Annotated in this window: 22 protein-coding genes; 9 read left to right on the forward strand and 13 right to left on the reverse strand. The window is 61.3% G+C overall.

The window, feature by feature from the left end; all coding sequences use genetic code 11:
• Positions 1 to 19: 19 nt before the first annotated feature.
• Together C1T17_RS12980 and C1T17_RS12985 are read right to left on the reverse strand one after the other, a co-directional pair.
• The gene (locus C1T17_RS12980; protein ID WP_104953799.1) at positions 20 to 652 is read right to left on the reverse strand and encodes an HdaA/DnaA family protein; all 633 of its coding nucleotides are present in this window, start codon (positions 650 to 652) and stop codon (positions 20 to 22) included.
• Entirely contained in the window at positions 649 to 1,881 is a 1,233-nt protein-coding gene (locus C1T17_RS12985; RefSeq protein WP_223262595.1) for a heavy-metal-associated domain-containing protein, read from the reverse strand. Before C1T17_RS12985 ends, C1T17_RS12980 begins: the two co-directional genes overlap by 4 nt.
• 84 nt (positions 1,882 to 1,965) lie before the next feature.
• Here C1T17_RS12985 and purM point away from each other — a divergent pair, with 84 nt between their 5' ends.
• Both purM and purN read left to right on the forward strand, forming a co-directional pair.
• Positions 1,966 to 3,060: a phosphoribosylformylglycinamidine cyclo-ligase gene (gene purM / locus C1T17_RS12990; RefSeq protein ID WP_104953801.1), complete on the forward strand. Its 1,095-nt coding sequence runs from the start codon at positions 1,966 to 1,968 to the stop codon at positions 3,058 to 3,060.
• 11 nt (positions 3,061 to 3,071) lie between these two features.
• On the forward strand, positions 3,072 to 4,025 hold the full coding sequence (gene purN / locus C1T17_RS12995; protein ID WP_104953802.1) for a phosphoribosylglycinamide formyltransferase: 954 nt from the start codon (positions 3,072 to 3,074) through the stop codon (positions 4,023 to 4,025).
• On the opposite strand, the gene C1T17_RS13000 is transcribed toward purN, so the two are convergent.
• The 4 genes from C1T17_RS13000 to C1T17_RS13015 all read right to left on the reverse strand — a co-directional run bounded on the left by C1T17_RS13000 (position 4,022) and on the right by C1T17_RS13015 (position 6,964).
• Entirely contained in the window at positions 4,022 to 4,498 is a 477-nt protein-coding gene (locus C1T17_RS13000) for a GNAT family N-acetyltransferase (RefSeq protein ID WP_104955212.1), read from the reverse strand. The two genes, purN and C1T17_RS13000, sit on opposite strands and share 4 nt — an antisense overlap.
• 62 nt (positions 4,499 to 4,560) lie before the next feature.
• Positions 4,561 to 4,983, reverse strand: coding sequence for a nucleoside-diphosphate kinase (ndk, locus tag C1T17_RS13005; protein ID WP_104953803.1), 423 nt, complete (start codon positions 4,981 to 4,983; stop codon positions 4,561 to 4,563).
• A 95-nt stretch (positions 4,984 to 5,078) separates the two neighbouring features.
• On the reverse strand, positions 5,079 to 5,516 hold the full coding sequence (locus C1T17_RS13010; protein ID WP_104953804.1) for a DNA polymerase III subunit chi: 438 nt from the start codon (positions 5,514 to 5,516) through the stop codon (positions 5,079 to 5,081).
• Positions 5,516 to 6,964, reverse strand: coding sequence for a leucyl aminopeptidase (locus tag C1T17_RS13015; RefSeq protein ID WP_104955213.1), 1,449 nt, complete (start codon positions 6,962 to 6,964; stop codon positions 5,516 to 5,518). Before C1T17_RS13015 ends, C1T17_RS13010 begins: the two co-directional genes overlap by 1 nt.
• A 213-nt stretch (positions 6,965 to 7,177) precedes the next feature.
• Between C1T17_RS13015 and C1T17_RS13020 the strand changes: the two genes are divergently transcribed.
• The 4 genes from C1T17_RS13020 (at position 7,178) to rsmA (ending at position 12,807) form a co-directional block, all read left to right on the forward strand.
• Positions 7,178 to 9,427, forward strand: coding sequence for an LPS-assembly protein LptD (locus C1T17_RS13020; RefSeq protein ID WP_104953805.1), 2,250 nt, complete (start codon positions 7,178 to 7,180; stop codon positions 9,425 to 9,427).
• 133 nt (positions 9,428 to 9,560) lie between these two features.
• Positions 9,561 to 10,934, forward strand: a complete 1,374-nt coding sequence (locus tag C1T17_RS13025) for a peptidylprolyl isomerase (protein ID WP_104953806.1) — start codon at positions 9,561 to 9,563, stop codon at positions 10,932 to 10,934.
• Entirely contained in the window at positions 10,934 to 11,968 is a 1,035-nt protein-coding gene (gene pdxA / locus C1T17_RS13030) for a 4-hydroxythreonine-4-phosphate dehydrogenase PdxA (protein WP_104953807.1), read from the forward strand. The genes C1T17_RS13025 and pdxA overlap by 1 nt, the downstream gene beginning before the upstream one ends.
• An 11-nt stretch (positions 11,969 to 11,979) precedes the next feature.
• Positions 11,980 to 12,807, forward strand: a complete 828-nt coding sequence (rsmA, locus tag C1T17_RS13035; protein ID WP_104953808.1) for a 16S rRNA (adenine(1518)-N(6)/adenine(1519)-N(6))-dimethyltransferase RsmA — start codon at positions 11,980 to 11,982, stop codon at positions 12,805 to 12,807.
• Positions 12,808 to 13,371: 564 nt separating this feature from the next.
• On the opposite strand, the gene C1T17_RS13045 is transcribed toward rsmA, so the two are convergent.
• The 3 genes from C1T17_RS13045 to guaB are packed head-to-tail and all read right to left on the reverse strand — an operon-like array spanning position 13,372 to position 16,775.
• A complete protein-coding gene (locus tag C1T17_RS13045) occupies positions 13,372 to 13,890 on the reverse strand; it encodes a tetratricopeptide repeat protein (protein WP_104955215.1) in 519 nt (172 codons plus the stop codon).
• 56 nt (positions 13,891 to 13,946) lie between these two features.
• Positions 13,947 to 15,317: an RsmB/NOP family class I SAM-dependent RNA methyltransferase gene (locus C1T17_RS21730; RefSeq protein WP_223262596.1), complete on the reverse strand. Its 1,371-nt coding sequence runs from the start codon at positions 15,315 to 15,317 to the stop codon at positions 13,947 to 13,949.
• On the reverse strand, positions 15,318 to 16,775 hold the full coding sequence (guaB, locus tag C1T17_RS13060; protein ID WP_104953810.1) for an IMP dehydrogenase: 1,458 nt from the start codon (positions 16,773 to 16,775) through the stop codon (positions 15,318 to 15,320).
• A gap of 261 nt (positions 16,776 to 17,036) precedes the next feature.
• Between guaB and C1T17_RS13065 the strand changes: the two genes are divergently transcribed.
• Positions 17,037 to 19,346 (forward strand): TonB-dependent receptor, encoded by a 2,310-nt coding sequence (locus tag C1T17_RS13065; RefSeq protein WP_104953811.1) that lies wholly within the window; start codon positions 17,037 to 17,039, stop codon positions 19,344 to 19,346.
• Positions 19,347 to 19,403: 57 nt separating this feature from the next.
• Here C1T17_RS13065 and C1T17_RS13070 read toward each other — a convergent pair whose 3' ends face one another.
• The gene (locus tag C1T17_RS13070; protein ID WP_104953812.1) at positions 19,404 to 20,219 is read right to left on the reverse strand and encodes an HpcH/HpaI aldolase/citrate lyase family protein; all 816 of its coding nucleotides are present in this window, start codon (positions 20,217 to 20,219) and stop codon (positions 19,404 to 19,406) included.
• Positions 20,220 to 20,301: 82 nt separating this feature from the next.
• Between C1T17_RS13070 and C1T17_RS13075 the strand changes: the two genes are divergently transcribed.
• Both C1T17_RS13075 and C1T17_RS13080 read left to right on the forward strand, forming a co-directional pair.
• Complete coding sequence (locus C1T17_RS13075; RefSeq protein ID WP_104953813.1) at positions 20,302 to 21,273, forward strand: SPFH domain-containing protein; 972 nt, start codon at positions 20,302 to 20,304, stop codon at positions 21,271 to 21,273.
• The gene (locus C1T17_RS13080) at positions 21,270 to 21,713 is read left to right on the forward strand and encodes an NfeD family protein (RefSeq protein ID WP_104953814.1); all 444 of its coding nucleotides are present in this window, start codon (positions 21,270 to 21,272) and stop codon (positions 21,711 to 21,713) included. Before C1T17_RS13075 ends, C1T17_RS13080 begins: the two co-directional genes overlap by 4 nt.
• A gap of 4 nt (positions 21,714 to 21,717) precedes the next feature.
• Here the strand turns inward: C1T17_RS13080 and C1T17_RS13085 are convergent, their stop codons facing one another.
• From C1T17_RS13085 to C1T17_RS13095, 3 genes are all read right to left on the reverse strand, one after another.
• Complete coding sequence (locus tag C1T17_RS13085) at positions 21,718 to 22,167, reverse strand: nuclear transport factor 2 family protein (RefSeq protein WP_189338347.1); 450 nt, start codon at positions 22,165 to 22,167, stop codon at positions 21,718 to 21,720.
• A gap of 109 nt (positions 22,168 to 22,276) precedes the next feature.
• Positions 22,277 to 22,594 (reverse strand): hypothetical protein, encoded by a 318-nt coding sequence (locus tag C1T17_RS13090; RefSeq protein ID WP_104953816.1) that lies wholly within the window; start codon positions 22,592 to 22,594, stop codon positions 22,277 to 22,279.
• 112 nt (positions 22,595 to 22,706) lie between these two features.
• Complete coding sequence (locus tag C1T17_RS13095) at positions 22,707 to 24,302, reverse strand: phosphoenolpyruvate carboxykinase (protein ID WP_104953817.1); 1,596 nt, start codon at positions 24,300 to 24,302, stop codon at positions 22,707 to 22,709.
• Positions 24,303 to 24,544 lie beyond the last annotated feature (242 nt).

Here is a 24,544-nt window from a genome sequence, read left to right on the forward strand (position 1 = left end):
GTTGCTGCAATTTGCAGGATCACGGTTCCGGGTCGGACCAGACTATAGGCAAAAATCCGGCTCCTTGCAGAGCCTCTTTTGCGAATGGCACCGAAATCTTTCGTCTCTGCGACAGTGATTGGGCGTTTAGATAACCCATCACTTCCGCAATAGCGGCGTAGCTCCGTTCGATTCGGCGATGGAGCCAATCCACGATATCCAGAGACCAAGGCGCCCCTCCGCTGGCAAGCCCACGTTCGATCAGTGCGCGGATCAGCGCATCGTCCGGCTCCTCGATCCGAAGATGGGGCATAGCCATCAGGCGCGACCGTAAATCGGGGAGAGCAACGGTCCAGTTCTGCGGCTGCGCCTGTGCGATCAACAGGAGCGGCTGCTTGTTCAATTGCGCGCGGTTCCAGGCATGGAAAAGGGTTTCGTCACCCGCCCTTTCGGCATCGTCTATCACCGTTCCGCCCGATAATCGCGCAAACTGACGACCTAGAATAGAGCGGCCAGATCGGGGGGGGCCGGAGAGGACGCTGGCAGCGACAGGCCACTCGCGCCAACGTTCCAGATGCCGCACAGCCAACTGGTTGGCGTCACTTATGAGAAACGAGTTCACCGCAGAAGCGTCGTGGCCGCTCCAGTCGAAAGGTAAGCTGATCTGACTCATTGCACGGGCGCCGCAGTCGCTCCCTTGCGGCTGATACGCAATGTGTTTCCCGATGTTGTAACGGTGTAGCCGCGCGACTGCAGGGCGCTGCGGAGCGCATCTACATTCCCGGCAAAAGTAACTGACATGACCGATGTCCCACCCAGCGCGAGGCTGCTGGTGCTCGCCGACTGGACGCCGGGAATACCCCGAAGAGCACTTTCGCTCTGGCTCACCGATGTCACATTGGGCGTGTCGTACTGAATAACGAAGGCGTTCACACCCGGTACGGGTGCATCGATGATATCGACCGGCACATCTGTCGAATTCTCAATCGCGAGCGCATCGACATCGACCGGCTCCTCAATGATGAGCGAAGGATCGGGCCGTAGCGTTCCATCCAGCAATGCCTGTGTGTATAGTCCATCGATCCGTTGAATCGCCTGATCGATCATCTCGGCAACCGCAGCTTCATTGGAAGCGCGCAGCGAAAAGCTTCCGATCAGCGCGTCGTCGGGACCATAGCGCGCCGTGAACCGGCCGAGTACCGGACCGCCGGGAAATTGTCGCTCCAGCCGCGCGATTGGAATGATGACATCGGCAGCGCCATATTGATCGAGCAGCACCCGCCACCAGTTGCGGCTGCGACGCCCGGCCTGCGCCGCGTTCAGCAACAGCGGGTCGGCCGCATTTCCCGTGACACGCACATAGTCGATGGCGCTATCGCCCGTGCGGAATCGCGCCCAGCCTTTCTGCCACTCGTTGATCGTCTCATAAGAAGTAGCGGTCCCGCCCTGCCACAAGATAGGGATGACCAGAAGAGGCGGCGAGCGCATCGTCCGTCCCTGCACGCCCAAAATCTGGCCAGCTCTCGCGCGGTCGAACAGCACGCCCAGCGTTGCGACATAGCGCGTGGGTCCCGCCTGCTCGGACTGGATTTCGATGCCCGAGACGATCGCCTCCAGTTGCGAATCAGAGAGCGCCGGAACGCCCGCGCCGCCGTTGGTCCGCGTCCATAGCATCTTCCAAGCGAGGCGCTGCGCCTGCCGCCAGCCCGCATATCGTGCCGCGTCCGCGTTAGCAGCGGCGACATCGACCTTGACGTTGCTAACTTGGAAATCTCCGCCGCTAGCGATCGGCGGCACGCCCCGTTCGCCCTCGATCTGCGCCACGAGGATCGCTGCCGCCAAGCCGAGCAGCAGCACGATCACAATATGAAACGGGCGAATTTGGGGTAAGGAGAGGGTCACGGCGTCCTTTTGGCGGCATTTGCCTGCGAAGCCAAGAGCCAAGTCCCTTGATAAAATCGGTGAGATGACTAGGCGCTGATCCCCATGAGCGACGAGACATCCTACAGCTATGCCCAGGCGGGCGTTGATATTGCCAAGGGCAATGCCTTGGTACGCGCGATTGCGCCATTGGCGAAAGCCACGCGTCGCCCCGGTGCGGACGCGGAACTGGGCGGCTTTGGCGGTTTCTTTGATCTGAAAGCGGCGGGCTATAGTGATCCGCTGCTTGTGGCTGCGAATGATGGCGTCGGCACGAAGTTGAAGCTCGCAATCGATCATGATCGTCATGACGGCGTTGGCATCGACCTTGTTGCGATGTGCGCCAACGACCTGATCGTACAGGGTGCCGAGCCGCTGTTCTTTCTCGATTACTATGCCACCGGGAAGCTGGAGAGCGGCATTGCAGAGCGCGTCATCGCAGGCATTGCCGAAGGCTGCCGCTTAGCAGGCTGCGCGCTGATCGGCGGCGAGACCGCCGAGATGCCCGGAATGTACGCGCCTGGCGATTATGACCTTGCGGGCTTCTGCGTCGGTGCGGTCGAGCGGTCGCAGGCATTGACAGGAACGCGGGTCGCGCCGGGTGATGTTCTTCTGGGCCTTGCGTCGTCCGGTGTCCATTCCAATGGCTTTTCGCTTGTGCGTCGCCTAGCGGCCGACAAAGGCTGGAAGCTTGAACGCCCCGCGTTATTCGATAACGAAGTCATTCTGATCGACGCGCTGATGGCGCCGACGCGGATTTACGTGAAGTCGTTGTTACCTTTGGTGCGTGGCGGCAAGATCAATGCCCTTGCCCATATTACTGGCGGGGGATTGCTGGAGAATATCCCCCGCGTTCTGCCCGAGGGGAGTCATGCGGTAGTCGACGCGGACTCATGGGAGCAATTGCGGTTGATGGCCTTCCTGCAGGCGCAGGGGAATATAGAGCCGGAGGAAATGGCGCGGACCTTCAACTGCGGGATCGGCATGGTGCTGGCGGTGGATGAGGACCAGGTAAACACTGTCACCAGAGCGCTCGAAGTTGACGGTGAAACTGTATACAAAATCGGCGTTGTGGAAGCGGGCGAAAAGGGGTGCACGGTGCGCGGCTCCATCGAAACGTGGAGCGCGAAAGCGGACTGGACCGCGACACATAGAGGCTGAAGTTGAGGGTCATGACCAAAGCCAAGGTCGCCATTCTGATCTCCGGGCGCGGATCGAACATGATGGCGCTGCTCTATGCCTCGCGATTGCCCGATTCCCCCTACGAAGTCGTTCTGGTTGCATCCAACGATCCGGAAGCGCCGGGACTCCCTTTAGCCGCTGCCGAGGGTGTTCCCACATTTGCCCATAGCCACAAAGGGCTGGACCGAGTCAGCTTCGACGCGATCATGGATGCGCAATTACGTGCCGTTGGTGCCGATTATGTCGCCTTGGCCGGATATATGCGCATCCTCTCGACCGAGTTCGTGGCGAGTTGGGAGGGCCGGATGCTCAACATCCATCCCTCGCTGCTGCCGAAGTACAAGGGGCTGGATACGCACGGCCGCTCCATTGTCGCCGGGGACAGCCATGCGGGCTGTTCAGTGCATCTAGTGACGGCGGAGTTGGATGATGGGCCGGTTCTCGGCCAGGTCCCAGTGAAGATCGTGCCCGGCGAAACGCCGGACAGCCTGGCGAGCCGCGTTGTCTTTGCGGAGCATCAACTTTACCCAAAGGTTCTGGCGGATTTCGTTCGGCGGGACACCCACCCTGAGTGGCTGCTGTCGAAGGTTCGGGAGTTTGCGCTGGCTCTGCCCGAGACGGAGGAAAAGGCATCCCATGGCAGCCCCGGCTTCTTCGTGAGCGGCGGCAAATTCTTCGCCTATTTCAGTTACAATCATCACCACGATGGCGTCACCGGCTTGCTGGTGAAGACAAGTGGCGTGGAGGAGCAGGCGATGCTGATCGATCGCGATCCCGACCTCTATTACCGTCCCGCCTATCTTGGGCCTTCGGGCTGGATAGGCATCCGCCTGGACCGAGGCGGCAACGATTGGGAGCATATCGCCGATTGGTTGCAAAAGAGTTGGCGGCTTTCCGCGCCGAAACGGCTTACCAAGATGATGAATATCGCCGACGCGTTCTAAAGCGTGCGGGCCATGACCTTGTCGTAGAAAAGCTGCTGCCCTACCACGAATTCACGCTCACCGATCATCTCGAAACCGGCTTTGCGATAAAAGGCAATCGCCCGATGGTTTTCGCTATAAACTCCCAGCAGCAGCCTGCGCTTGCCCATCGACCGCGCCGCGTCGATCGCAATATCCACCAGGCGATGCGCCAGCCCGCCGCCATGATAACGCGAGAAGATATAGATGCGCTTCAATTCGATATCGTCCGGCAGCGCCTGCGTCAGGTCGGAGGTTGTAAGAACCTGATAGCCTATGGGCGCTGCAGTGACGGGTAATTCCGCAAGCCAGCACCGCGTATTAGCCGTGTCAGCCAACAGCGTGTTATAATAAGCGACACCGTGCGGTCCCTGCGCGTGGGCGAGGAGATTGGCCGCATCGATGCTATCGCCGAACGTTTCCAGAAACGTGGCGCCGCCGATCAGCGAAAGCATCGCTGCGTCGGCGGCGTTACAAGCCCTTATGCGGGGCGCAGTGTCGGCAACGTTCAGCAAGATCAGCCGACGATTTCTTCCGGCTTGAAGAAATAGGCGATTTCGGTCGCCGCGTTTTCTTCACTATCCGAACCATGGACCGAGTTCGCTTCGATCGATTCGGCCAGCTCCTTGCGGATCGTACCGGCATCAGCATTCTCAGGGTTGGTCGCACCCATGACGTCGCGATTGCGCTTCACGGCGTCTTCGCCTTCCAGAACCTGAACGACGACGGGGCCGGAAATCATGAACGATACCAGATCATTGAAGAAGGGGCGTTCGCGGTGCACGCCGTAAAAGCCCTCGGCTTGATCCTTGGTCATCTGGATGCGCTTGGAAGCCACAACGCGCAGGCCGGCTTCTTCCAGCATCTTGGTAACAGCGCCGGTCAGGTTGCGGCGCGTCGCGTCCGGCTTGATGATCGAAAAGGTGCGGGTCGCGGCCATGGCGATGAAACTCCAAGAATGCAGGAAGGATAAGGTCGGCGCCCTTTAGCCGCGCTGCGCGCACCCTGCAAGTTTGTTGAAGCGGATAGGGAACGTCACGGACCCTGCATCCATTTGCCGCCCTCTTGTCGCCAGAAACGCGGTTCCACATTGGGTCTATCGCGCAAGGCCCGCCAGCTTTGGCGTGCGCCATCGATGGTCAGCGAATCGAAAAAGTAGAAGGCGCGGTCGAACGACAGCGCATCCTCTCGCCATTCGCCGTCAGCCAAGGCGATGAAGCGCGCGTCGTTGACAGGCTCGCATGCTTCCGACAGCAGGATCGGCTGGACAGCCTCGTTCCTTTCTCCCTTAAAACCATGCGCGAGAAAGCTTGCAGGGTCCGTACACCACAAGCCCTCGGAGATAGCGTCGCGCTGGTCCTTTTCCGCAGCCACGACCAGCAGGCGGCCGCCGTTGGCAAGCACGCGCGCCGCGATCGCGGGGAGCACTTTGCTCACCGGATCACGGCTTAGCTGGTAGAAATCGACTTGCATCAGATCTCGAACTTATCCGCAACGAGGCGGTCGAGCAGACGCACGCCATAGCCGGTCGCGCCCTTATCCCACACCGCACCGGGCTTGTCCGCCCATACCATGCCGGCGATATCGAGATGCGCCCACTTCACGCCCTCATTGACGAAGCGCTTTATGAACTGCGCCGCCGTGATCGATCCGGCAAAGCGCGGGCCAATGTTCTTCATGTCGGCAATCGGGCTGTCGATCAACTTGTTGTAGGCGTCTGACATGGGGAAGCGCCATAGCGTTTCGCCGACCGCAGTGCCGGCTTCGGCCAAGTCCTGCGCCAAGCCGTCGTCGTTGGCGAACAGTCCGCCATGCTGATCGCCCAACGCAACCATCATCGCACCCGTCAACGTGGCGAGATCGACGATGATCTCGGGCGCAAACTGCTTCTGCGTCCAGGTGATGACATCGCAAAGAACAAGGCGGCCTTCGGCATCGGTGTTAAGCACTTCGATGGTCTGACCCGACATCGATGTTACGATATCGCCGGGACGTTGCGCGTTACCGTCGGGCATGTTCTCGACGAGGCCGCAGATACCGACGATGTGCGCCTTCGCCTTGCGGCCAGCGAGCGCCTTCATTGCGCCCGCGACGGCGCCCGCGCCGCCCATGTCCCACTTCATGTCTTCCATGCCCGCGCCGGGCTTCAGCGAGATACCGCCAGTGTCAAAGGTGACGCCCTTGCCAACGAATGCGACCGGCTTCGTCTGTGCACCATTGGTGCCGTCCCAGCGCATCGCGAGGATGCGGGGCTTGCGCGGCGATCCCTGCGCCACGCCGAGCAATGCGCCCATGCCGAACTCCGCCATCTGGTTTTCGTCCAATATGGTGATCTCGATGCCCAGATCGGTCAGATGCTGGCAACGTTCGACGAAGCTTTCAGGATAGATGATATTGGCAGGCTCGGACACGAGTTCACGAGTCAGCGCCACACCATCGGCAACGGCGGACAGCGCAGCCCATTCGGCGCTGCCTTCGCCGCTTACGATGGTGACCGACTTCAGCGTCGGCTTCGCCTTTTCCGGCTGACGCGTGCGGTAGGTGTCGATGCGCCAGCCGCGGAGGCGTGCACCGAATGCCAGTCGCGCAGCCGACTTACCGGTGGCGCCGAGTGGGAACTCAACGGCCACGTTCGCTGCGCCAGATGTAGCAAGACGCGCCGTCAATGCGCCGCCCGCCTTCTCCATATCCAGATCGCCGCCATCGCCGGTCCCAAGAAGGACGACACGCAACGTCGTGCCGTTCTCATCGACAAAACTCTCGAACGTAGCGCCAGCGTCGCCCGTGAAGCGCGCCGCGTTTGCGCCCTCCACCAGAATGCGCGACGCCGTAATAGGTGCGTTTGTCGACCCATCCTTTGGAATGGCAAACACCAGCGTGTCGAAAGTATTCGGGCGAGAAGGGCTAAACGCAATATCCATCAGGGTCATTCTTTCCAAAGCAAACGAGGCGCCGGGTTCCGGCAGAAGGCTGATCCCGTCGGGATTACTTGCTCAGATAGTGCGCCTGACGCGCCGTGGCAAAGTGCTTCGACGCAATTCCGCGTCATCTGCACGGCGAAGGCGATTGCGGCGGGCGCGCAGCAATGCAATAGGCTCCTGTGCAGCGCCTACGGAAAGTACGTCATACTCCTCATGAAAAGTCGTAATCGCCTGTTCGGTCCGCTCTTCGCGACGCAAGGCCTTGTGTGGGCACTGGCAGTCACGCAGGCTCAGGGGCAGACGCTGAATACCCCAACCGCGCCGTTGCAGCAGGCTGACACTCCCGCGCCTGCTAGCGAAGAGGAGATCGCATTTGCGGCCGATCAACTCGATTACAACTCCAATACGGATGTGGTGACGGCGACAGGCAACGTGCAGATGGTGCGTCAGGGCAATCGCCTGCGCGCCGATGGCGTGACATGGGAACGCAAGACCGGCAAGGTCCTGGCGACCGGCAATGTCTCCGTCACTGATCCCGAAGGCAACATCGCCTATGGCGACAAGGTCGATGTCACCGATACGTTGAAAGACGGCGTGGTCGAGAACATGCTGCTGGTGCTGGAAAGTGGCGGCCGTCTGGCGGCGGCGAAAGCAACTCGGGTTGATGGCGTGTATACGCTGGACCACGCAGCTTACTCCGGATGCTCCGTGGAAGACGCGGACGGCTGTCCGAAAGAACCAACCTGGCAGATCAAAGCGGTGAAGGTCGTCTATGATCCGAATCGTCAGCGGGTCAGCTACAAGAACGCCAAAATCGAGCTGTTCGGCCTTCCGCTCATCCCATTGCCCGGATTATCGCATCCTGTAGGAGAAGGCGGAGGCAACGGACTTCTCGTGCCCGACATGCGCTATGATCGGGTAAATGGGCTGGAAGTGGCACTGCCATATTACATAACGATTGCTCCTAATCGCGATCTGACGATTACACCTCGCTTTTTTTCGGACGCGCTTCCGATGGTTGCGGCCAATTACCGGGCGTTGCTCGACAGGGGCGCGTATCAAATCACCGGTTATGCGACCTATGGTTCGCGACTGCCTGCGTCCAACGTTGCTCCATCAGTCAATTCAGAAAAGGATTTCCGGGGATATTTCGATGCCAGCGGCCGCTTCCAGCTTGATCCGGAGTGGAGTTTGAGCGGATCGATACGTGTGGCGACCGACCGTACGTTTCTGCGCCGCTATGACATCAGTCGCGACGACCGGCTGCGCTCAACGGTTCAGGCTGAGCGCATTGGCGAACGCAGCTATTTCTCTCTGTCCGGCTGGGCCACGCAGACATTGCGAGCCAACGATATTCAGGGGCAGGTGCCGATCGCGCTGCCCATCGTCGACTACCGTCTGCGCATGTCGGACCCTATCTTGGGCGGCGTCATCCAGTTGCAGGCGAACAGCCTCGCCATCACCCGGACACAGGGGCAAGACACGCAGCGAGCATTCGTCGGCGCGCAATGGAACCTGCGCAAGCTTACGGGCCTTGGGCAGGAGGTCACATTTACCGGCTATCTGCGTGGGGACGTCTACCACAGCGACCAGAACAACCTGACGCAGACAGTGAGTTATCGCAGCAACAGCGGTTGGGAAACGCGTGGGATTGCCGCCGCCGCTGTCGATGTGCGGTGGCCGTTCATTGGTGAAGCATTTGGTGGCACGCAAAGGATTACGCCGCGCGTGCAGGTGGTTGCCGCCCCCCGTTTGGCAAATCTTTCCGTTCCGAACGAGGACGCCCGCGCCGTCGATCTGGAAGACAGCAATCTCTTCGCGCTCAATCGCTTTCCCGGATATGACCGATTCGAAGACTCAACCCGTGTTACTTATGGTCTCGAGTATCGGCTCGATCGCGATAATGTGTCTCTCAGCACCATAGTGGGGCAGAGTTATCGTCTGGATGCGCGCCCAGGCATCCTGCCGGATGGCACAGGGTTGTCGGAAAGGTTCTCCGATATTGTGGGGCGCACCAACGTCAAGTTCACTGACTTCGTCAGCCTCACGCATCGCTTCCGGCTCGACAAGGATAGCCTCGCGGTGAGACGGAACGAAGTCGATGCAACGGTGGGGACGCGCAAGACTTACGCAACGGTCGGTTATCTCCGGCTCAATCGCAATGCCTCCACCGCCCTGGAGGATCTACAGGACCGCGAGGAAATCAGGCTCGGCGGCAGGGTGCAGGTGACGCAATTCTGGTCGGTCTTCGGCTCTACGGTGATCGACCTAACCGATGCGAGCGAAGATCCGATATCGTTTGCTGACGGTTATCAGCCGGTCCGCCATCGTCTTGGCCTGTCCTATCAGGACGACTGCCTGGAATTCGGCCTGACCTGGAAGCGGGACTATCGCGCCACCGGAGATGCACGTGCCGGCAACACATTCCTGCTGCGGCTGGCTTTTCGCAATTTGGGCATATAAGGGTGATACGGATTTTGCCCGAGAGGGTGTTCCGGTGTATCGGCCTCAGCCGCTCAGACCGGGTTAATATGCCGTATGCCATGGAGTTTCGCACCGGCATCTGCGGGTGAGAATTGGAGAGTATGTTTCGCTGATGATAGGTTCTGTGTCTGCCGCTCGCCGGTCTCGCTCCTCCGCACTGCGGAATTCCGTTCTCGCCGTGGCTCTGTTGTCGATCGGAGCGTCCTCCTTTGCGCAGTCCGTACCGGACGAAGACCGCGCACCTTCCGCCACGCTCGATATTCCGAAGGACGTGACCATCTTCGGCAAGAGCGACCCCAACGTCCGCAAGGCGACGGCCGTTATCAACGGCGCGATCATCACCGGAACCGATATCGACCAGCGGCTCGCGCTCATCATCACAGCCAATGGCGGCAAGGTTGCCGAGGACGAGAAGGAACGGTTGCGCGTGCAGGTGCTGCGTAACCTGATCGACGAGACGCTGCAAATCCAGGAAGCGGCGGCCAACGACATCAAGATCGACCGTGCCGAAGTCCAGCAGAGCTATGAACGTGTCGCAGCGAACTTCAAGCGAAGCCCGCAGGAATTCGACGCCTATCTCCGGGAGCAGGGCAGCTCGTCCAACAGCATCAAGCGCCAGATCGAAGGCGAGTTGGCGTGGAACCGGCTGCTTCGTCGGAACGTCCAGCCTTTCGTCAACGTCGGCGAGGATGAAGTAAAGTCGGTCATCGACCGGTTGAATGCGGCAAAGGGCACCGATGAATTCCGCATCGGCGAAATCTACCTGTCGGCGACCCCGGAAAATGCAGCGCAGATTACCGAGAACGCCCGGAACATCATCGAGCAGATCCGCAAGGGGGGATCGTTCGCAGCCTATGCGCGCCAGTTCTCCGAAGCTTCCACGGCGGCTGTCGGCGGCGATCTTGGTTGGGTGCGCCCGGCGCAGTTGCCTGATGAATTGGCCACTGCGGCAGCAGAAATGCAGGTCGGGCAGATTGCTGGTCCGATCGCCGTCCCCGGTGGAATGTCGTTGTTGTACGTCATGGACAAGCGCAAGGTTCTGACCGCTGATCCGCGCGATGCGCTGCTCAGCCTCAAGCAATTGTCGATCGCGTTTCCGAAGGGCATTACCAAGGAGCAGGCATCTGCCAAGGCTGCTGAATTCGCACAGGCGACGAAGGCTGTGCAGGGATGCGGTGCGGCCAATACCGTGGGCGCGAAGTTGGGTGCAGATGTCGTCGACAACGACAACGTCAAGGTGCGCGACTTGCCGCCACAGTTGCAGGAGATGCTGCTGGGGCTTCAAATAGGTCAGTCGACGCCGCCATTTGGTTCGGTCGACGAGGGCGTGCGAGTACTCGTGCTGTGCGGTCGAGACGATGCTGCAGGCGAAGGCGCGCCATCCTACGACCAGATCATGGCGCAGATGGAAGAGGAACGCGTCAACAAGCGCGCGCGCATCTACCTTCGCGATCTTCGCCGCGATGCGGTGATCGATTATAACTGATGAGCAGTGGTCAGGCGACGTCGGTTTCATCGTCCGCGCCCGATCCATGCTTTGCCATATCGTTGGGTGATCCTGCTGGCGTAGGTCCGGAGATCGTCGCGAAGGCATGGGTCATGCGGGAGGCGCGTGCTCTTCCGTGCTTCTTTGCCGTGGGTGATCCCGCCTCCATCAGCGCGGTGTGGAACGGACCTTTGCGCGAGATCGGTTCGCCGGAAGAGGTCGCGGGTGTATTCCCCGAAGCCCTGCCTTATTTGCGCGTCGCTGATGCGGGGCCGGTCACACCTGGGCAGCCGAGCGTCGATGGCGCGCGGGCAGCGTTGGAGGCGCTGGAGGCATCCGTGGGGCTTGCGCGGTCGGGTTCCGCCGCCGGGATTGTCACGGCGCCGGTGGGGAAGACACAGCTTTATGGCGTCGGCTTTAATCATCCGGGGCAGACCGAATTCATAGCCGAACGCTGCGGCGTGTCCCATGACAACGCGGTGATGATGCTGGCGGGACCGTCGCTGCGCGTGGTGCCGATCACCATCCATTTGGCTATCGCGGACGTACCGCAGGCGCTGACCATCGACCTTATTCGCGCGCGAACCATTGCAACGGCCAAGGGATTGCAGCGCAACTTCGGCATTGCCAAGCCGCGCCTGGTGATGACGGGCCTTAACCCCCATGCCGGAGAGCAGGGCGCGTTGGGCCGCGAAGAGATCGACGTGATTGCGCCCGCCATCGAGTCGCTGAGAGCCGAGGGCATCGACGTGACGGGGCCGCATTCCGCCGACGGTCTGTTCCATGCGCGGGCGCGCAAGACCTATGATGTGTGCCTGTGCATGTACCACGATCAGGCGCTGATTCCGGTCAAGACGCTTCATTTCGATGATGGCGTCAACATGACGCTGGGCCTGCCGATCATCCGGACGTCCCCAGACCATGGCACGGCGTTCGGGATCGCGGGCACCAATTCGGCCAATCCGGGTGCGATGATCGCGGCGATCCGGATGGCCGGGGAAGCCGCGCAGCACCGCCGCGCCGCTGACGCCTGAAAGCCACGCCGATGCCGAACCCCCAATTGCCGCCTTTGCGCGAAGTGATCGCCGCGCATGGGCTTCAGGCGAGCAAGGCGCTGGGGCAGAACTTCCTGCTGGACGAGCAGTTGCTGGACCGGATCGCTGCGATACCGGGCAAGCTGGACGACACGGCCACGGCCTATGAAGTCGGCCCCGGACCGGGCGGGCTGACGCGGGCGTTGCTGCGCACCGGCGCGAAGGTCGTGGCGGTCGAGCGGGACCGGCGGTGCCTGCCTGCGCTGGCGGAGCTGGATGCGGCGTTTCCGGGCCAGCTTAGCGTGGTCGAGGGCGATGCAATGGCGCTGGATGCGCGCGAGTTGGCGGGGGATGGCGCGCATATCGTGTCGAACCTGCCGTATAATGTCGGGACGGCCTTGCTGGTCGGCTGGCTCTCGGCCGAGTGGACGCCGTGGTGGGCTTCGTTGACGTTGATGTTCCAGCATGAGGTCGCGGAGCGGATCGTCGCGCAGCCCAATACCGATCATTATGGACGGCTCGCTGTGTTGAGCCAGTGGCGATCGACCCCGCGAATCGCCATGAAAGTGCATCGCAGCGCCTTCACTCCGCCGCCCAAGGTAATGTCGGCGGTGGTCCATATAGAGCCTGCCGCGCAGCCCGAAGGCGTGGACATCAAGGCATTGGAGCGGCTGACGGCGGCAGCGTTCGGACAGCGGCGCAAGATGCTGCGGCAGAGCCTGAAAGGATTGCCGGGTGGGTTGGCGGCGCTTGAGGCGGTAGGGATCGACTCGCAACGGCGGGCGGAGACTTTGAGCATCGCGGAGTTCGTGGACGTGGCGCGGGTGCTGAGCGGCTGACCGAAAATCCCGCGGATTTGGCGCGGAAGGTCACGAAGGTCACGCTACGTCACCCCCCAGTCGGGCATCTTTGGCAGTGCAGCCAAGCCACCGTGCTTCCGATGAACCGTGTTCCCGCGAACGCAGGAGTCCAATGTCATGGAGCGCCATAGCCAAGCCTGTCGCTCCGGCTTCCTGCTCTTGCAGGAGATCGAAGAAGTGAGTGGCGTCATCATCCTTGCTCCTTTCAAGACGCAAAGGTCGCATGGGTCCGAGGCCAGCCATGATTTCCCCGCCTCGGGATGCGTGTGCAGCCTTGGGGCGCTGCGGCCCATCATGCCTTGTGTTGGCGCCGGTGCATCATGAAAGTCGCGGAGCGTTCGGCTGTCCGACCCTATTTGCCGCTTGGTGCGGTCAAGGTGGCGGGGAATGCGACCGGGGCTTTTTGCAGGGCGTCAGGAAATGGGCATAGAGAGGCGTGTACGCCAATGAGGACGTGTAGGACAGCGGAGAGTGGGACACCAATCTGCGCCTAAGCGGCAGAGCCACCAAGGGTGAATCCTTCTACCCTTGAAGGAGAAGCTATTATGGCTGCTCCGTCGGTACAACGGTTGGCGTGGGAGTGACTTCCTTGGCAGTCAGGATCGTTGGCGGAACACCCTTGGCGATGGCGGCGGAAAGCTGCACTGCGGCAGGGCAGTCGCTCCTGCAGAGGGTCTTCACTTGCGCGAGATTTTCACGAGCCTTGGCAAGAGCACCCTTCTCGGCCATCGCCTGCCCCTGCCCCGACAAGGCCGCGACATCAGTAGGATCGAGGAGCAACGCCTCGCGGTAATAGCGGATGGCTTTGCCTTGCAGGCCCTGCGCGCGGGCAACCTTGCCAAGCGACAGATAGGCGCCCCGATTGCGCGGATCGATGGCCAGAGCCGTTTCCAGCGCATCGGTCGCACCATTCAGGTCGCCTGCCTGCTGCGCTGCCTCGCCCTTCTTCTGCCATTCGAGCGACAGCGGCTCGATCTGCGCATCGGGGCGCTGGCTCACGCCCACGCTGGACACGGTGGCGAACAGGGCAGCCAAGGCAATAGTCGCGGGCGTAAAACGCATTACAGTCTCCAGTGTCGAATGCTTAGAAGTTTCCCTGTTTTCTATGTATTTGTCCATCAACCTTTTTCCAGCACCGCCAGGAAAAAGCCATCAGTGCCATCATGGTGCGGCGTCAGCAACCGCCCATGCCCCCAGGTGCGTCCTGCCGCCGTATCGACCGGGGCCACTTTCCAGCCGGGATGCCGCGCCAGAAACTCATCGACCTGATCGCGTCCCTCCCGGTCAGTCAATGCACACACCGCATAGATTAGCCGTCCCCCGTTTTTAACGAGCGGGGCGGCGATATCCACTATGCGGGCTTGCTCGGCGACCAGCCGGGTCAGCCGATCGGGCGTCAGCCGCCAGCGCGCTTCCGGATTGCGCCGCCATGTACCGGTGCCGGAACAGGGGGCGTCGACCAGCACGACATCGGCCCTTCCTTCATAGCTGCCAAGGGTTGTGGCTTCGCGGCCCTGATCGAGGAGGACGGTCTGGATGAAATTGGCCCCTGCCCTTTCGGCGCGCGGCGTGAGGCGTTGCAGGCGCGAGCGGACGGTATCGGCGGCGATCAGCGTTCCTTGCGCGTCCATCGCGGCGGCGAGCGCGAGGGTTTTCCCGCCTGCGCCGGCGCAAAGGTCGATGACGGTCATGCCGGGCTGGGCTTTGCAGGCGACGGCGATGATCTGGCTGCCTGCGTCCTGGACTTCGACGAGTCCCTGTTCCCAGGCTTCGGATTTTTCGAGGGGGTAGCCTTCGGGGAGGCGTAGGGCGTTGGGGAGATGGGGGATTGGGGTGATTTCGCTTCCACTCGCCGCCTGCTGGTTGGCTCCCATATTCGCGCTGTCCCCTTCCCCGTTCGGGCTGAGCTTATCGAAGCCTTCTCCTGAACGAAGTGAAGGGGCTTCGACAGGCTCAGCCGGGCCCTTCGACAAGCTCAGGGCGAACGGGGAGAGAGTGTGCGAGTTGGTCGGGTTTGATCTTGGGGTTAGGATAGGCTCCGACCCAGACAAATCCAGCGTCGCCTTCAGCGTGTTCACGCGCACGTCCAGCGGCGCGCGTTCCAGCAACGCCGTGCGTTCGCGCGCGTCGATCAAGTCAGCGAGCAGCGGCGTTATCCCGCGGGGCACAGCACGCGCGGGCGTTGCAGCTTCGCCTTCACCTATCGCGGCTGGGCCGTGAGGCGATCCGTCAAAGAAGGCCGCGATCTCCGGCTGGTCCTGCACCAGACCGAGCATAGCCGCGCGGCCGCTTTCCGGGCGCTCACCTGCGCGGCGGATGGCGTCGTACACCAGATCGCGGACGGCACGGCGGTCTTTCGACCCGGCGTAGCGCCGCGTTTTGAAATAGCGGGCGATCAGCGTGTCGGCAGCGGGGCCGCCGTCGCGCGCGGAAAGCACGACTTCGTCAAGCAAGTCGATTGCGGCCTGTACCCGCGCGGCGGGTGTCATTTACCGGGTCGGATAATTAGGGGCTTCGCGAGTGATCGTGACATCGTGGACATGGCTTTCGGAGAGGCCCGCATTGGTGATCTGCACGAAGCGGGCACGCTCGCGAAGGTCCGGAATCGTCCGGCTGCCGGTGTAGCCCATCGCGGCGCGCACGCCGCCGACGAGTTGATGGATGACGTCCTTGGCCGGGCCTTTGAAGGGCACTTGACCCTCGATGCCTTCGGGCACCAGCTTCATCTGGTCCTTGATGTCCTGCTGGAAATAGCGATCGGCGCTGCCGCGCGCCATCGCGCCGACGCTGCCCATGCCGCGATAGCTTTTGTAGGCGCGACCCTGATACAGGAAGGTTTCGCCCGGTGCTTCCTCGGTTCCGGCGAGGAGCGATCCGACCATGACGCAGCTTGCGCCTGCCGCGAGTGCCTTGGCCACGTCGCCGCTGGTGCGGACGCCGCCGTCGGCAATGACGGGAACGCCGGATTTGAAGGCTTCTTCCGCTGCGTCCATGACGGCGGTCAACTGCGGCACGCCGACGCCCGCGACGACGCGCGTGGTGCAGATCGATCCGGGGCCGATGCCAACCTTCACGCAATCCGCGCCGGCGTCGATCAGCGCGCGTGTGGCTTCGGCGGTGGCGACGTTGCCCGCGACGACCTGCACGGAGTTGGAGAGGCGCTTGATGCGCTCGACGGCGGCGGACACTTGCTTGCTGTGGCCGTGCGCCGTGTCGAGGACGATGAGATCGCATTCGGCGTCGATCAGCGCTTCCGTGCGCTCATAGCCGGTGTCGCCGACCGTGGTGGCGGCGGCGACGCGCAGGCGGCCCGTGCCGTCCTTGGTCGCCTGCGGATAATTGACGGCCTTTTCCATGTCCTTGACGGTGATGAGGCCGACGCAATGATAGGCTTCATCGACGACCAGCAGCTTTTCGATGCGGCGCTGATGCAGCAGGCGGCGGGCATCGTCCTGTGTCACGCCAGCCGGGACGACCGCGAGGTTGTCCTTGGTCATCAATTCGCTGACGGGCTGCTTGGGGTTCTCGGCAAAGCGAGTGTCGCGGTGGGTAAGGATGCCGACCAGCTTGCCGGACGCCTCGACCACCGGAATGCCGGAGATGCGGTTGCGCGCCATCAGCATCTGCGCGTCGGCCAGCGTCGCGTCGGGCGTAATGGTGATCGGGTTGACGACCATGCCGCTTTCGAAGCGTTTCACCGCGCGCACCGCTGCCGCTTGCTGCTCTACGGTCAGGTTGCGATGCAGAACGCCGATGCCGCCAAGTTGCGCCATCACGATCGCCATGTCGGCCTCGGTGACAGTGTCCATGGCCGACGACAGGATGGGAATGTTGAGCTTTATGCTCTTGGTAATGTGGGTGCTGGTGTCCGTCTGGCTCGGCATGACGTCCGATTCCCCCGGTTGCAGGAGAACGTCATCGAATGTCAGGCCGAGGCGGATATCCATGGATTAAGCCACTTTCTGTGTGGGCGTTCCGGAGGGCGGGGCCGGATGCCGAGGGGATCATGTGGCGGTCCATGTAACCATTAAGGCCGCAGGGGGCTAGTGCGAGGCGAGAATTTGTTAATCCGCCGCACGGAGCGCCTGTGGCATTGCCGCAACAGGTGAAGAACCACGTAATAATCTGTCATGATTCAGACATAATCGGAGCCTAGCGGGCAGCCATCGCGTGGCGGGCTCATCCTCGCCTCTTCAACCAAGGATCATATCGTGACGCAACCCCTTCTCCGCTCGGCGCTTCTGCTGACCGCCGCTTTCGGCGCGATTTCCTTCGCCGATGTCGCACAGGCGCAGGATCCCGCCCCCGCCGCCGACGATTCGCAACTGACCGAAATCGTCGTCACGGCAGAGCGTCGTTCGGAGAATCTCCAGAACGTACCGCTTTCGGTAGGCGTCGTCGCGGGCGATCAGTTGCGCGCGTTCCAGACGGGTGGCGACGATATCCTCGCGCTGTCCGGTCGGGTGCCGGGCCTCTATGCCGAAACGACGACGGGCCGCATCTTCCCGCGCTTCTACATTCGTGGTCTTGGCAACATCGACTTCTATCTTGGCGCGTCGCAGCCGGTGTCGATCATCCAGGACGAAGTCGTTCTGGAGCATGTCGTGCTGAAGTCCAATCCCGTGTTCGACATGGGTCAGGTGGAAGTGCTGCGCGGGCCGCAGGGTTCGCTGTTCGGCCGCAACACGACCGCGGGCATCATCAAGTTCGACAGCATCAAGCCGAACCTTACGACCTATGAGGGCCGCGCGCAGGCAAGCTATGGCAGCTACAACACCGTCACGTTCGATGGGGGCGTTGGTGGCCCGCTGATTGCCGACAAGCTCGCCTTCCGTATTTCCGCGCTATACCAGCATCGCGACGATTGGGTCGACAACACCTATACCGGCCCAAGCGCGGACGGCACGGTGTCGCCTAAGAAGGACGCGATGGGCGGCTTCAACGAGAAGGACGTGCGCGTTCAGTTGCTCGCGACGCCGAACGAAGAAACGACCCTGCTTCTCTCTGGCCATGCGCGTGATTATGATGGGACGTCGACCATCTTCCATCGCGCCGCGCTGAAGAAGGGATCGAATGATGCCAGCAACGAGCCGCGTACGAAGATCGCTCTGGACGAGGCGCAGAACAACCCGCAGGCTTACAAGACCTATGGCGGATCGCTGAAGGCAACCTACGATTTCGGTCCGGTGACGCTGACATCGATCACGGCCTATGAGACCACGTCGGGCTACAGCCGTGGCGATACCGATGGCGGCGCGGCGGCGAACTTCCCAGTCGGTGGCGTTGCGAATGGCTTTGGTCAGAGCCAGGGTAACCTGCGCGATCTCGACCAGTGGACGCAGGAAGTGCGGCTGTCGAGCAACGGCGACACCGGCCTGAAGTATCAGATCGGCGGCATCTATTTCGACTCGCGCGACACGACGGACTTCTACCAGCGCGCGTTTTTTCTGACGACAGCGGCGCGGAACCCCAACAACTGGGTGCGTCTGCACAACATCAACACGAGTTGGGCGCTGTTCGGTCAGCTGAGCTACGAAATCGTGCCCGACCTGACGCTGACTGCTGGCGGGCGCTACACCGAAGACACCAAGAGCACGCGTCTGCTGAAGACAGCGGATAACGCAGCGGGTGTAAGCAGCTATCGCGGTCGTCGCTTCGTGCGCCTCTCCGATTCCAAGCCAAGCTGGGATGTGAGCGCGCTGTATCAGGTGAACCCGGATCTCAGCCTTTACGCCCGCGTGGCGAAGGGCTTCCGTGGTCCGACGATCCAGGGTCGTTCGGCCGTGTTCAACTCCGACTTCACGACGGCGGATTCGGAGACGATCCTGTCGTGGGAAGCCGGTTTCAAGAGCCAGATCAGCAACGCGCTCCGTTTCAACGCCAGCGCCTTTACCTATACGGTCAAGGACATCCAGTTGAACGGCAACGACGTCAACGGCAACGGTGTCCTCTTCAACGCGAACAAGGCGAAAGCCTATGGCATGGAAGCGGAACTGGACTGGGCGCCTATCGAGAACCTGTCGCTTTCGGCTGGCCTCAGCCTGCTGCATAGCGAGATCAAGGACAAGAACGTCTATGCACAGGTCTGTGCGCTGAACGGCGTGGTGGTCTGCACTGTCGGCAACCCGACGATTACGGTGCCGGTCTTCGGCCAACCCGCCGTGTTCGCGCAGATCAACGGCGAGCCGCTGCCCAACGCGCCTGAGTACAACCTCAACCTAACCGCGCGCTACGACATCCCGCTGGGCAATGGCGGCAAGGTTTTCGCTGCGACCGACTGGAACGTGCAGGGCAAGACCAATTTCGTGCTGTACGACACGAAGGAGTTCAATTCGAACGGCAGCTTCGAAGGCGGTCTGAAGATCGGCTATGCCGCACCGGATAACGCGTATGAACTGGCCGTGTTCGCGCGCAACATCACGAACGAAAAGAACCTGAAGGGCGTCATCGAAAACTATATGGCGGCGGTATTCAACGATCCGCGTATCATCGGTGTGTCGTTGAGCGGGAAGTTCTAAGTCTTCCGACCGTTTGAGAAAGGGCCGCGTTCCATCAAGGAATGCGGCCCTTTTCTGTTATCGCTTTAGCATCTCTGCGCGAGCGATGAGGGCGCGCGCCGCATCGACGTGCATGGCTTCGATCATGCTGTCTTCGAAGCGTTCCGCGCCGCCCGTTGCGGCTTCTATCAGGCGTTGGGCGTCGGCGACCGCTGCTTCGTCGGGGCCGAAGATCGCGTTGGTTGTTGCGATCTGGCCGGGGTGGATCAGGGTCTTGCCGTCGAAGCCGTAGCTGCGGCCCTCGCGGCATTCCGCTTCCAGACCTGCGGCATCGTCAAGGCGGTTATAGACGCCGTCGAACACGGCCTTCCTCGAAGCGCGGGCCGCGAACACGACGGTCTGGAGCGCGAGCATCAGTCCTGCGCGTCCAGCGTCGGCGGGGATGCCGAGATCCTTGCGCAAGTCGTTGACGCCGATGAACAGCGCCGCCGTGCCGGCCTGCGCGGCGATCGCTGGAGCGGCGGACAGGCCGAGGGCGGTTTCGATCATCGCGATGACGGGTTTTTCGCAGACCTGATGGACATCGTGAACCTGCAAGGGATGCTCCACCTTGGGCAGGATGATATAGTCGGCCCCGCTGGCTTTTGCTGCGATCATGTCGGCGCCGTGCCATGGCGTCTCGGCGGTATTGATGCGGATGCCAGTCAGCTTGTCGGCATAGCCCGCCTGCGTGGCGGCGACGGCGGCGTCGCGTGCCGCGTCTTTCTGCGCGTCGGGCACCGCGTCCTCCAGATCGAGGATCACCATGTCGCAGGCAAGCCCCCTCGCCTTTTCCACCGCGCGCGGATTGGATGCGGGCAGGAAGAGGAGCGACCGGGCAAAGGCTAGCTGCATCGTTGTTCCTTCAAATGACTTCCCCGGTTAACGCTTTGGCGGCATAACAATGTGTATCGGGCCGGTGGGGAGAACGAAGATCATGATTACGACATTCGCACTGGCAGCCGCGCTGCTCGTCTTCATCTATCTGGCCGCAAGTATCAAGATCGTCCGGCAGGGCTATCAATATACGATCGAACGCTTTGGCCGTTTTACAGAAGTCGCACGTCCCGGCCTCAATTTCTACCCCGCGTTTTTCTACAATGTCGGCCGCAAGATCAACATGATGGAGCAGGTTGTCGATATTCCGGGGCAGGAGATCATCACCAAGGACAACGCCATGGTGTCCGTCGATGGCGTAGTATTTTTTCAGGTGCTGGACGCAGCGAAGGCGGCGTATGAGGTTTCGGAGCTGTACGTCGCGATCATGCAGTTGGCGACGACCAACCTGCGCACCGTGATGGGATCGATGGACTTGGACGAGACCTTGTCCAAGCGCGACGAGATTAACGCGCGGCTGCTATCTGTGGTCGATCATGCAACGGGTAGTTGGGGCGTGAAGATCACGCGTGTTGAGTTGAAGGACATTCGCCCGCCCGCCGACATCGTCAATGCGATGGGTCGCCAGATGAAGGCGGAGCGTGAAAAGCGCGCCAATATCCTTGATGCCGAGGGCGCTCGCGCGTCTGAAATCCTGCGGGCGGAGGGCGAAAAGGCCGGGCAGATATTGCAGGCGGAAGGGCGGCGGGAGGCTGCGTTCCGCGACGCCGAAGCGCGCGAACGTGAGGCTGAAGCAGAGGCCAAGGCGACGCAGATGGTGTCCGAAGCCATCTCCGCAGGCAATCCGCAGGCATTGAATTACTTCATCGCGCAGAAATATGTGGAGGCGGTTTCCGGGTTCGCGACGTCGCCCAATGCCAAGACGATCCTGTTCCCTGTCGAGGCGACGCAGCTTATCGGGACGCTGGGCGGGATCGGCGAACTGGCGCGGGAGACGTTCGGTAACGCGCCGACTGTCAACGATCCAACGCCGACGCCACGCCGTCGCGGACCGTTCGAGCCGACAGCATGAGCGATTTGCAGGGGATGGAGCCGTACTGGGTCTGGCTGATCCTCGCCGTACTGTTCGGCATTGGCGAGATCGTACTGCCCGGCGTGTTCCTGCTCTGGATCGCGATTGCGGCAGCGCTGACCGGCGGGATCACTGTTCTCGTCGGGATAAGTGTGCCGGTGCAGGTGATCGTCTTTGCGGTGCTGTGCCTCGTCGCGACCTATGCCGGGCGGCGCTGGTACACGAACAATCCAGTGGAATCGCAGGATCCGCTGCTGAATGATCGCGCGGCTCGGCTGATCGGTGAGACCGTCATGATCGTAGAAGCGATCGAAGGCGGAGAGGGACGCGTCAAGGTGGGCGACGGCGTGTGGACGGCGCACGGACCTGACGCGGAAGTGGGCCAGCGGATGCGTGTCATCGGCGTAGACGGCACGGTGCTGCGCGTCGATTCCCTCTGATGCGTTAGAATTGCAGCGGATCGGCGACGGGCGTTCCTGCGTCAATGTCTTTGCCGAACAGGCGCGCTTCGGCCTGAGCGGTGTCGAAAAATTCCCAGGTTTCGCGGATCAGGCCATCCTCCACGCGGAAGATCTGGCAATAGGTTTGCTCGTACCGCGCCCCGTCATTGGTGTCTGCGTCCCCCTCCATCATGCCGACGACAACCGACCCGTCGACGGCCATGATCCGGTGCCGCCTTGCAAGATTGACCGTGCCGGGCACGAGGTTGGCCATCACGAGCGGGAATATCTCTTCGAAAAGTTGCCGCTTGCCGTACGTGCGTCCTGACACGGCAGTCCGACCAGCGACGTTGTTGATGTAGTCGTCATGCAGCGTCGCTGCGAACGCATCGATATCCATCGCCGCCAGCGCGCTGTACCACTGCTCGACGACTGCGCGCGGTTCGATCGTCATGGCACCTCTTCTCCCCTGCTCCGCATGAGGATGCGTGCGGGGGCAGAATGGCGTCATCTTCACCGTCATGCCTACTGACGAAAACAGCAGGCATGGCGCGACGAAAGGATCAGCCGAATAAGCCCTTCGCCAGACCACTTAGTTCGTTCAGCGGATTACCGTCGCCATCGCGATCGAGAAAACCCGTCATGTTGCCGAGAATTCCCGCAGGACCACCGAGACCCGCGAGCGCCTCCTGCAGCGTGTCGGCTGAGACGCCATGCGCGGCGGCAGTTTCTGCCAATGCCGTAACGCCGGGCTTACCCGATCCAATATCGGCGGCGAGTTGCTCCAGCAATCCGGGGATCGAGTCGGCAGAGATACCGAGCTTGGCCGCAAGTTCGTCGAGGCTGCCTAGATTACTCAAAATGCCGTCGAACATAGCCATGATCTGATACTCCCATGATCGAGCATCAATAGCAGCTTTATCGTCCAGCGTAACGAAAAAGGCGGGCCAGCATGTCCTGCCGACCCGCCTTTCAGGCAATTTACGTCAATGTTCAGGCGGCAGTGAGAGCAGCCTGACGCACGGAGGCATCCACATGATCCTCGAACTGCGCGAAGTTGTCGACGAACTGCTTGACCAGCTTGGCAGCGGTATCATCATATTCCGCGCCATTCGCCCAGGTCTGTCGGGGATCGAGTATCTTGGCATCCACACCCGCGACTGCGACCGGCACTTCGAAGCCGAAGTTCGGATCAGTGCGGAAGGCGACATCGTTCAGGCTGCCGTCCAGCGCTGCGTTCAGCAATGCACGTGTGACGCGGATCGGCATACGGCTGCCGCTGCCGTACTTGCCGCCGGTCCAACCGGTGTTGACCAGCCAGCAGGTAACGCCGCCTTTGGCGATGCGATCCTTCAGCAGATTGCCGTACACCGAAGGATGACGCGGCATGAAGGGGGCACCAAAGCAGGTCGAGAAGGTCGCAGTCGGCTCGATCACCCCGATTTCGGTGCCCGCGACCCGTGCGGTGTAGCCCGAGAGGAAGTGATACATAGCCTGTTCCGGCGTTAAACGCGAAATAGGAGGAAGTACGCCATAAGCGTCGGCCGTCAGGAAGATGATCGTCTTGGGAACCGGGCCAAGATTGTCCTTCGACGCATTGGGGATGAAATCAATGGGATAAGAACCGCGGCTGTTTTCCGCGAGGCTGTTGTCGTTGAAATCGAGTTCGCGTGTATCCTTGTCGATCACAACATTCTCAAGGACCGTTCCGAAGCGTTTCGTCGTCGCGAAAATTTCCGGCTCCGCCTCGGGCGAGAGGTTTATCATCTTGGCGTAGCAGCCGCCCTCGAAATTGAAGACGGCGGTGTCCGACCAGCCATGCTCGTCGTCGCCGATCAGCGTACGGCTGGCGTCGGCCGAAAGCGTTGTCTTGCCTGTACCTGACAGACCGAAGAACACAGCCGTGTCGCCGTTCGGGCCGATATTGGCCGAACAATGCATTGGCATGACGCCCTTCACGGGTAGCAGGTAGTTGAGGATGCCGAACACCGACTTCTTCATTTCACCGGCATAAGCCGTGCCGCCGATGAGGATCAGCTTTTCGCTGAAGTTGACGGCGACGACCGTTTCGGACCGACTGCCATGGCGCGCAGGATCGGCGCGGAAGCTCGGCAAATCGATGATGGTATATTCGGGCGTGAAAGTCGCCAGCTCATCTGCGGTCGGACGCACCAGCAACGTGCGGATGAAAAGGTTGTGCCAGGCGAACTCATTGATGACGCGCACATTGACGCGATGCTCGGGCTGCGATCCGCCGAAAAGATCCGCGACGTACAGCGTGTCCTTCTCACCCAGCGCTGCGAAGAAATCGGCCTTCAATGCCGCGAAGTGCTCCGGCGTCATGGGCACATTGGTGTTGCCCCACCATACTGTGCTGTCCGTCTCTGCGTCGCGGACGATGAACTTGTCTTTAGCGGAACGGCCGGTGTGCTTGCCGGTTTCGACAACCAATGGGCCGTCCTTGGCCAATATGCCTTCGCCATTGGCGAGCGCTGCTTCGACAAGGGGCGCCGTGCCGAGATTCCAGAACTGGGAGGCACGAGTTTGAATGCCCTGTTTTTCCAGGGTGAACGAGGATGTCGCCTGCACGCGCTTGCTCCTAAATGTTATGTTGAGCCTTAAAGGCTATGGCTGCGAGGCCCACAGGTCTTCGATACGCCCGCGTTATATCCTCAGCCGACCGAATCCGCATAAGCGTTAGACAGTTGGCCGTCAAATCCATGGCCAAAACCTTGATCCATGTTGATACATTGGATGAGCATGTCCGATCAGGGCTGCTTTCCGTCTTCCTTGCCCCGCCATGCGCCATCGTCTAGTCCGTCCCGGTGATA

Origin of the sequence: Sphingobium sp. SCG-1, from assembly GCF_002953135.1 — a bacterium.
GTDB lineage: Bacteria > Pseudomonadota > Alphaproteobacteria > Sphingomonadales > Sphingomonadaceae > Sphingobium.

Bases quoted from the DNA above. Each gene is read 5' to 3' on its own strand.
- C1T17_RS13025 (WP_104953806.1), top strand. From the start codon at position 9,561: ATGATAGGTTCTGTGTCTGCCGCTCGCCGGTCTCGCTCCTCCGCACTG.
- C1T17_RS13090 (WP_104953816.1), bottom strand. From the start codon at position 22,594: ATGGCTATGTTCGACGGCATTTTGAGTAATCTAGGCAGCCTCGACGAA.
- guaB (WP_104953810.1), bottom strand. From the start codon at position 16,775: ATGGATATCCGCCTCGGCCTGACATTCGATGACGTTCTCCTGCAACCG.
- C1T17_RS13010 (WP_104953804.1), bottom strand. From the start codon at position 5,516: ATGCAAGTCGATTTCTACCAGCTAAGCCGTGATCCGGTGAGCAAAGTG.
- C1T17_RS13045 (WP_104955215.1), bottom strand. From the start codon at position 13,890: ATGCGTTTTACGCCCGCGACTATTGCCTTGGCTGCCCTGTTCGCCACC.
- C1T17_RS13075 (WP_104953813.1), top strand. From the start codon at position 20,302: ATGATTACGACATTCGCACTGGCAGCCGCGCTGCTCGTCTTCATCTAT.
- purN (WP_104953802.1), top strand. From the start codon at position 3,072: ATGACCAAAGCCAAGGTCGCCATTCTGATCTCCGGGCGCGGATCGAAC.
- C1T17_RS12980 (WP_104953799.1), bottom strand. From the start codon at position 652: ATGAGTCAGATCAGCTTACCTTTCGACTGGAGCGGCCACGACGCTTCT.
- C1T17_RS13085 (WP_189338347.1), bottom strand. From the start codon at position 22,167: ATGACGATCGAACCGCGCGCAGTCGTCGAGCAGTGGTACAGCGCGCTG.
- C1T17_RS13080 (WP_104953814.1), top strand. From the start codon at position 21,270: ATGAGCGATTTGCAGGGGATGGAGCCGTACTGGGTCTGGCTGATCCTC.
- C1T17_RS13015 (WP_104955213.1), bottom strand. From the start codon at position 6,964: ATGGATATTGCGTTTAGCCCTTCTCGCCCGAATACTTTCGACACGCTG.
- pdxA (WP_104953807.1), top strand. From the start codon at position 10,934: ATGAGCAGTGGTCAGGCGACGTCGGTTTCATCGTCCGCGCCCGATCCA.
- ndk (WP_104953803.1), bottom strand. From the start codon at position 4,983: ATGGCCGCGACCCGCACCTTTTCGATCATCAAGCCGGACGCGACGCGC.
- purM (WP_104953801.1), top strand. From the start codon at position 1,966: ATGAGCGACGAGACATCCTACAGCTATGCCCAGGCGGGCGTTGATATT.
- rsmA (WP_104953808.1), top strand. From the start codon at position 11,980: ATGCCGAACCCCCAATTGCCGCCTTTGCGCGAAGTGATCGCCGCGCAT.
- C1T17_RS13070 (WP_104953812.1), bottom strand. From the start codon at position 20,219: ATGCAGCTAGCCTTTGCCCGGTCGCTCCTCTTCCTGCCCGCATCCAAT.
- C1T17_RS13020 (WP_104953805.1), top strand. From the start codon at position 7,178: ATGAAAAGTCGTAATCGCCTGTTCGGTCCGCTCTTCGCGACGCAAGGC.
- C1T17_RS13000 (WP_104955212.1), bottom strand. From the start codon at position 4,498: ATGCTTTCGCTGATCGGCGGCGCCACGTTTCTGGAAACGTTCGGCGAT.
- C1T17_RS21730 (WP_223262596.1), bottom strand. From the start codon at position 15,317: ATGACACCCGCCGCGCGGGTACAGGCCGCAATCGACTTGCTTGACGAA.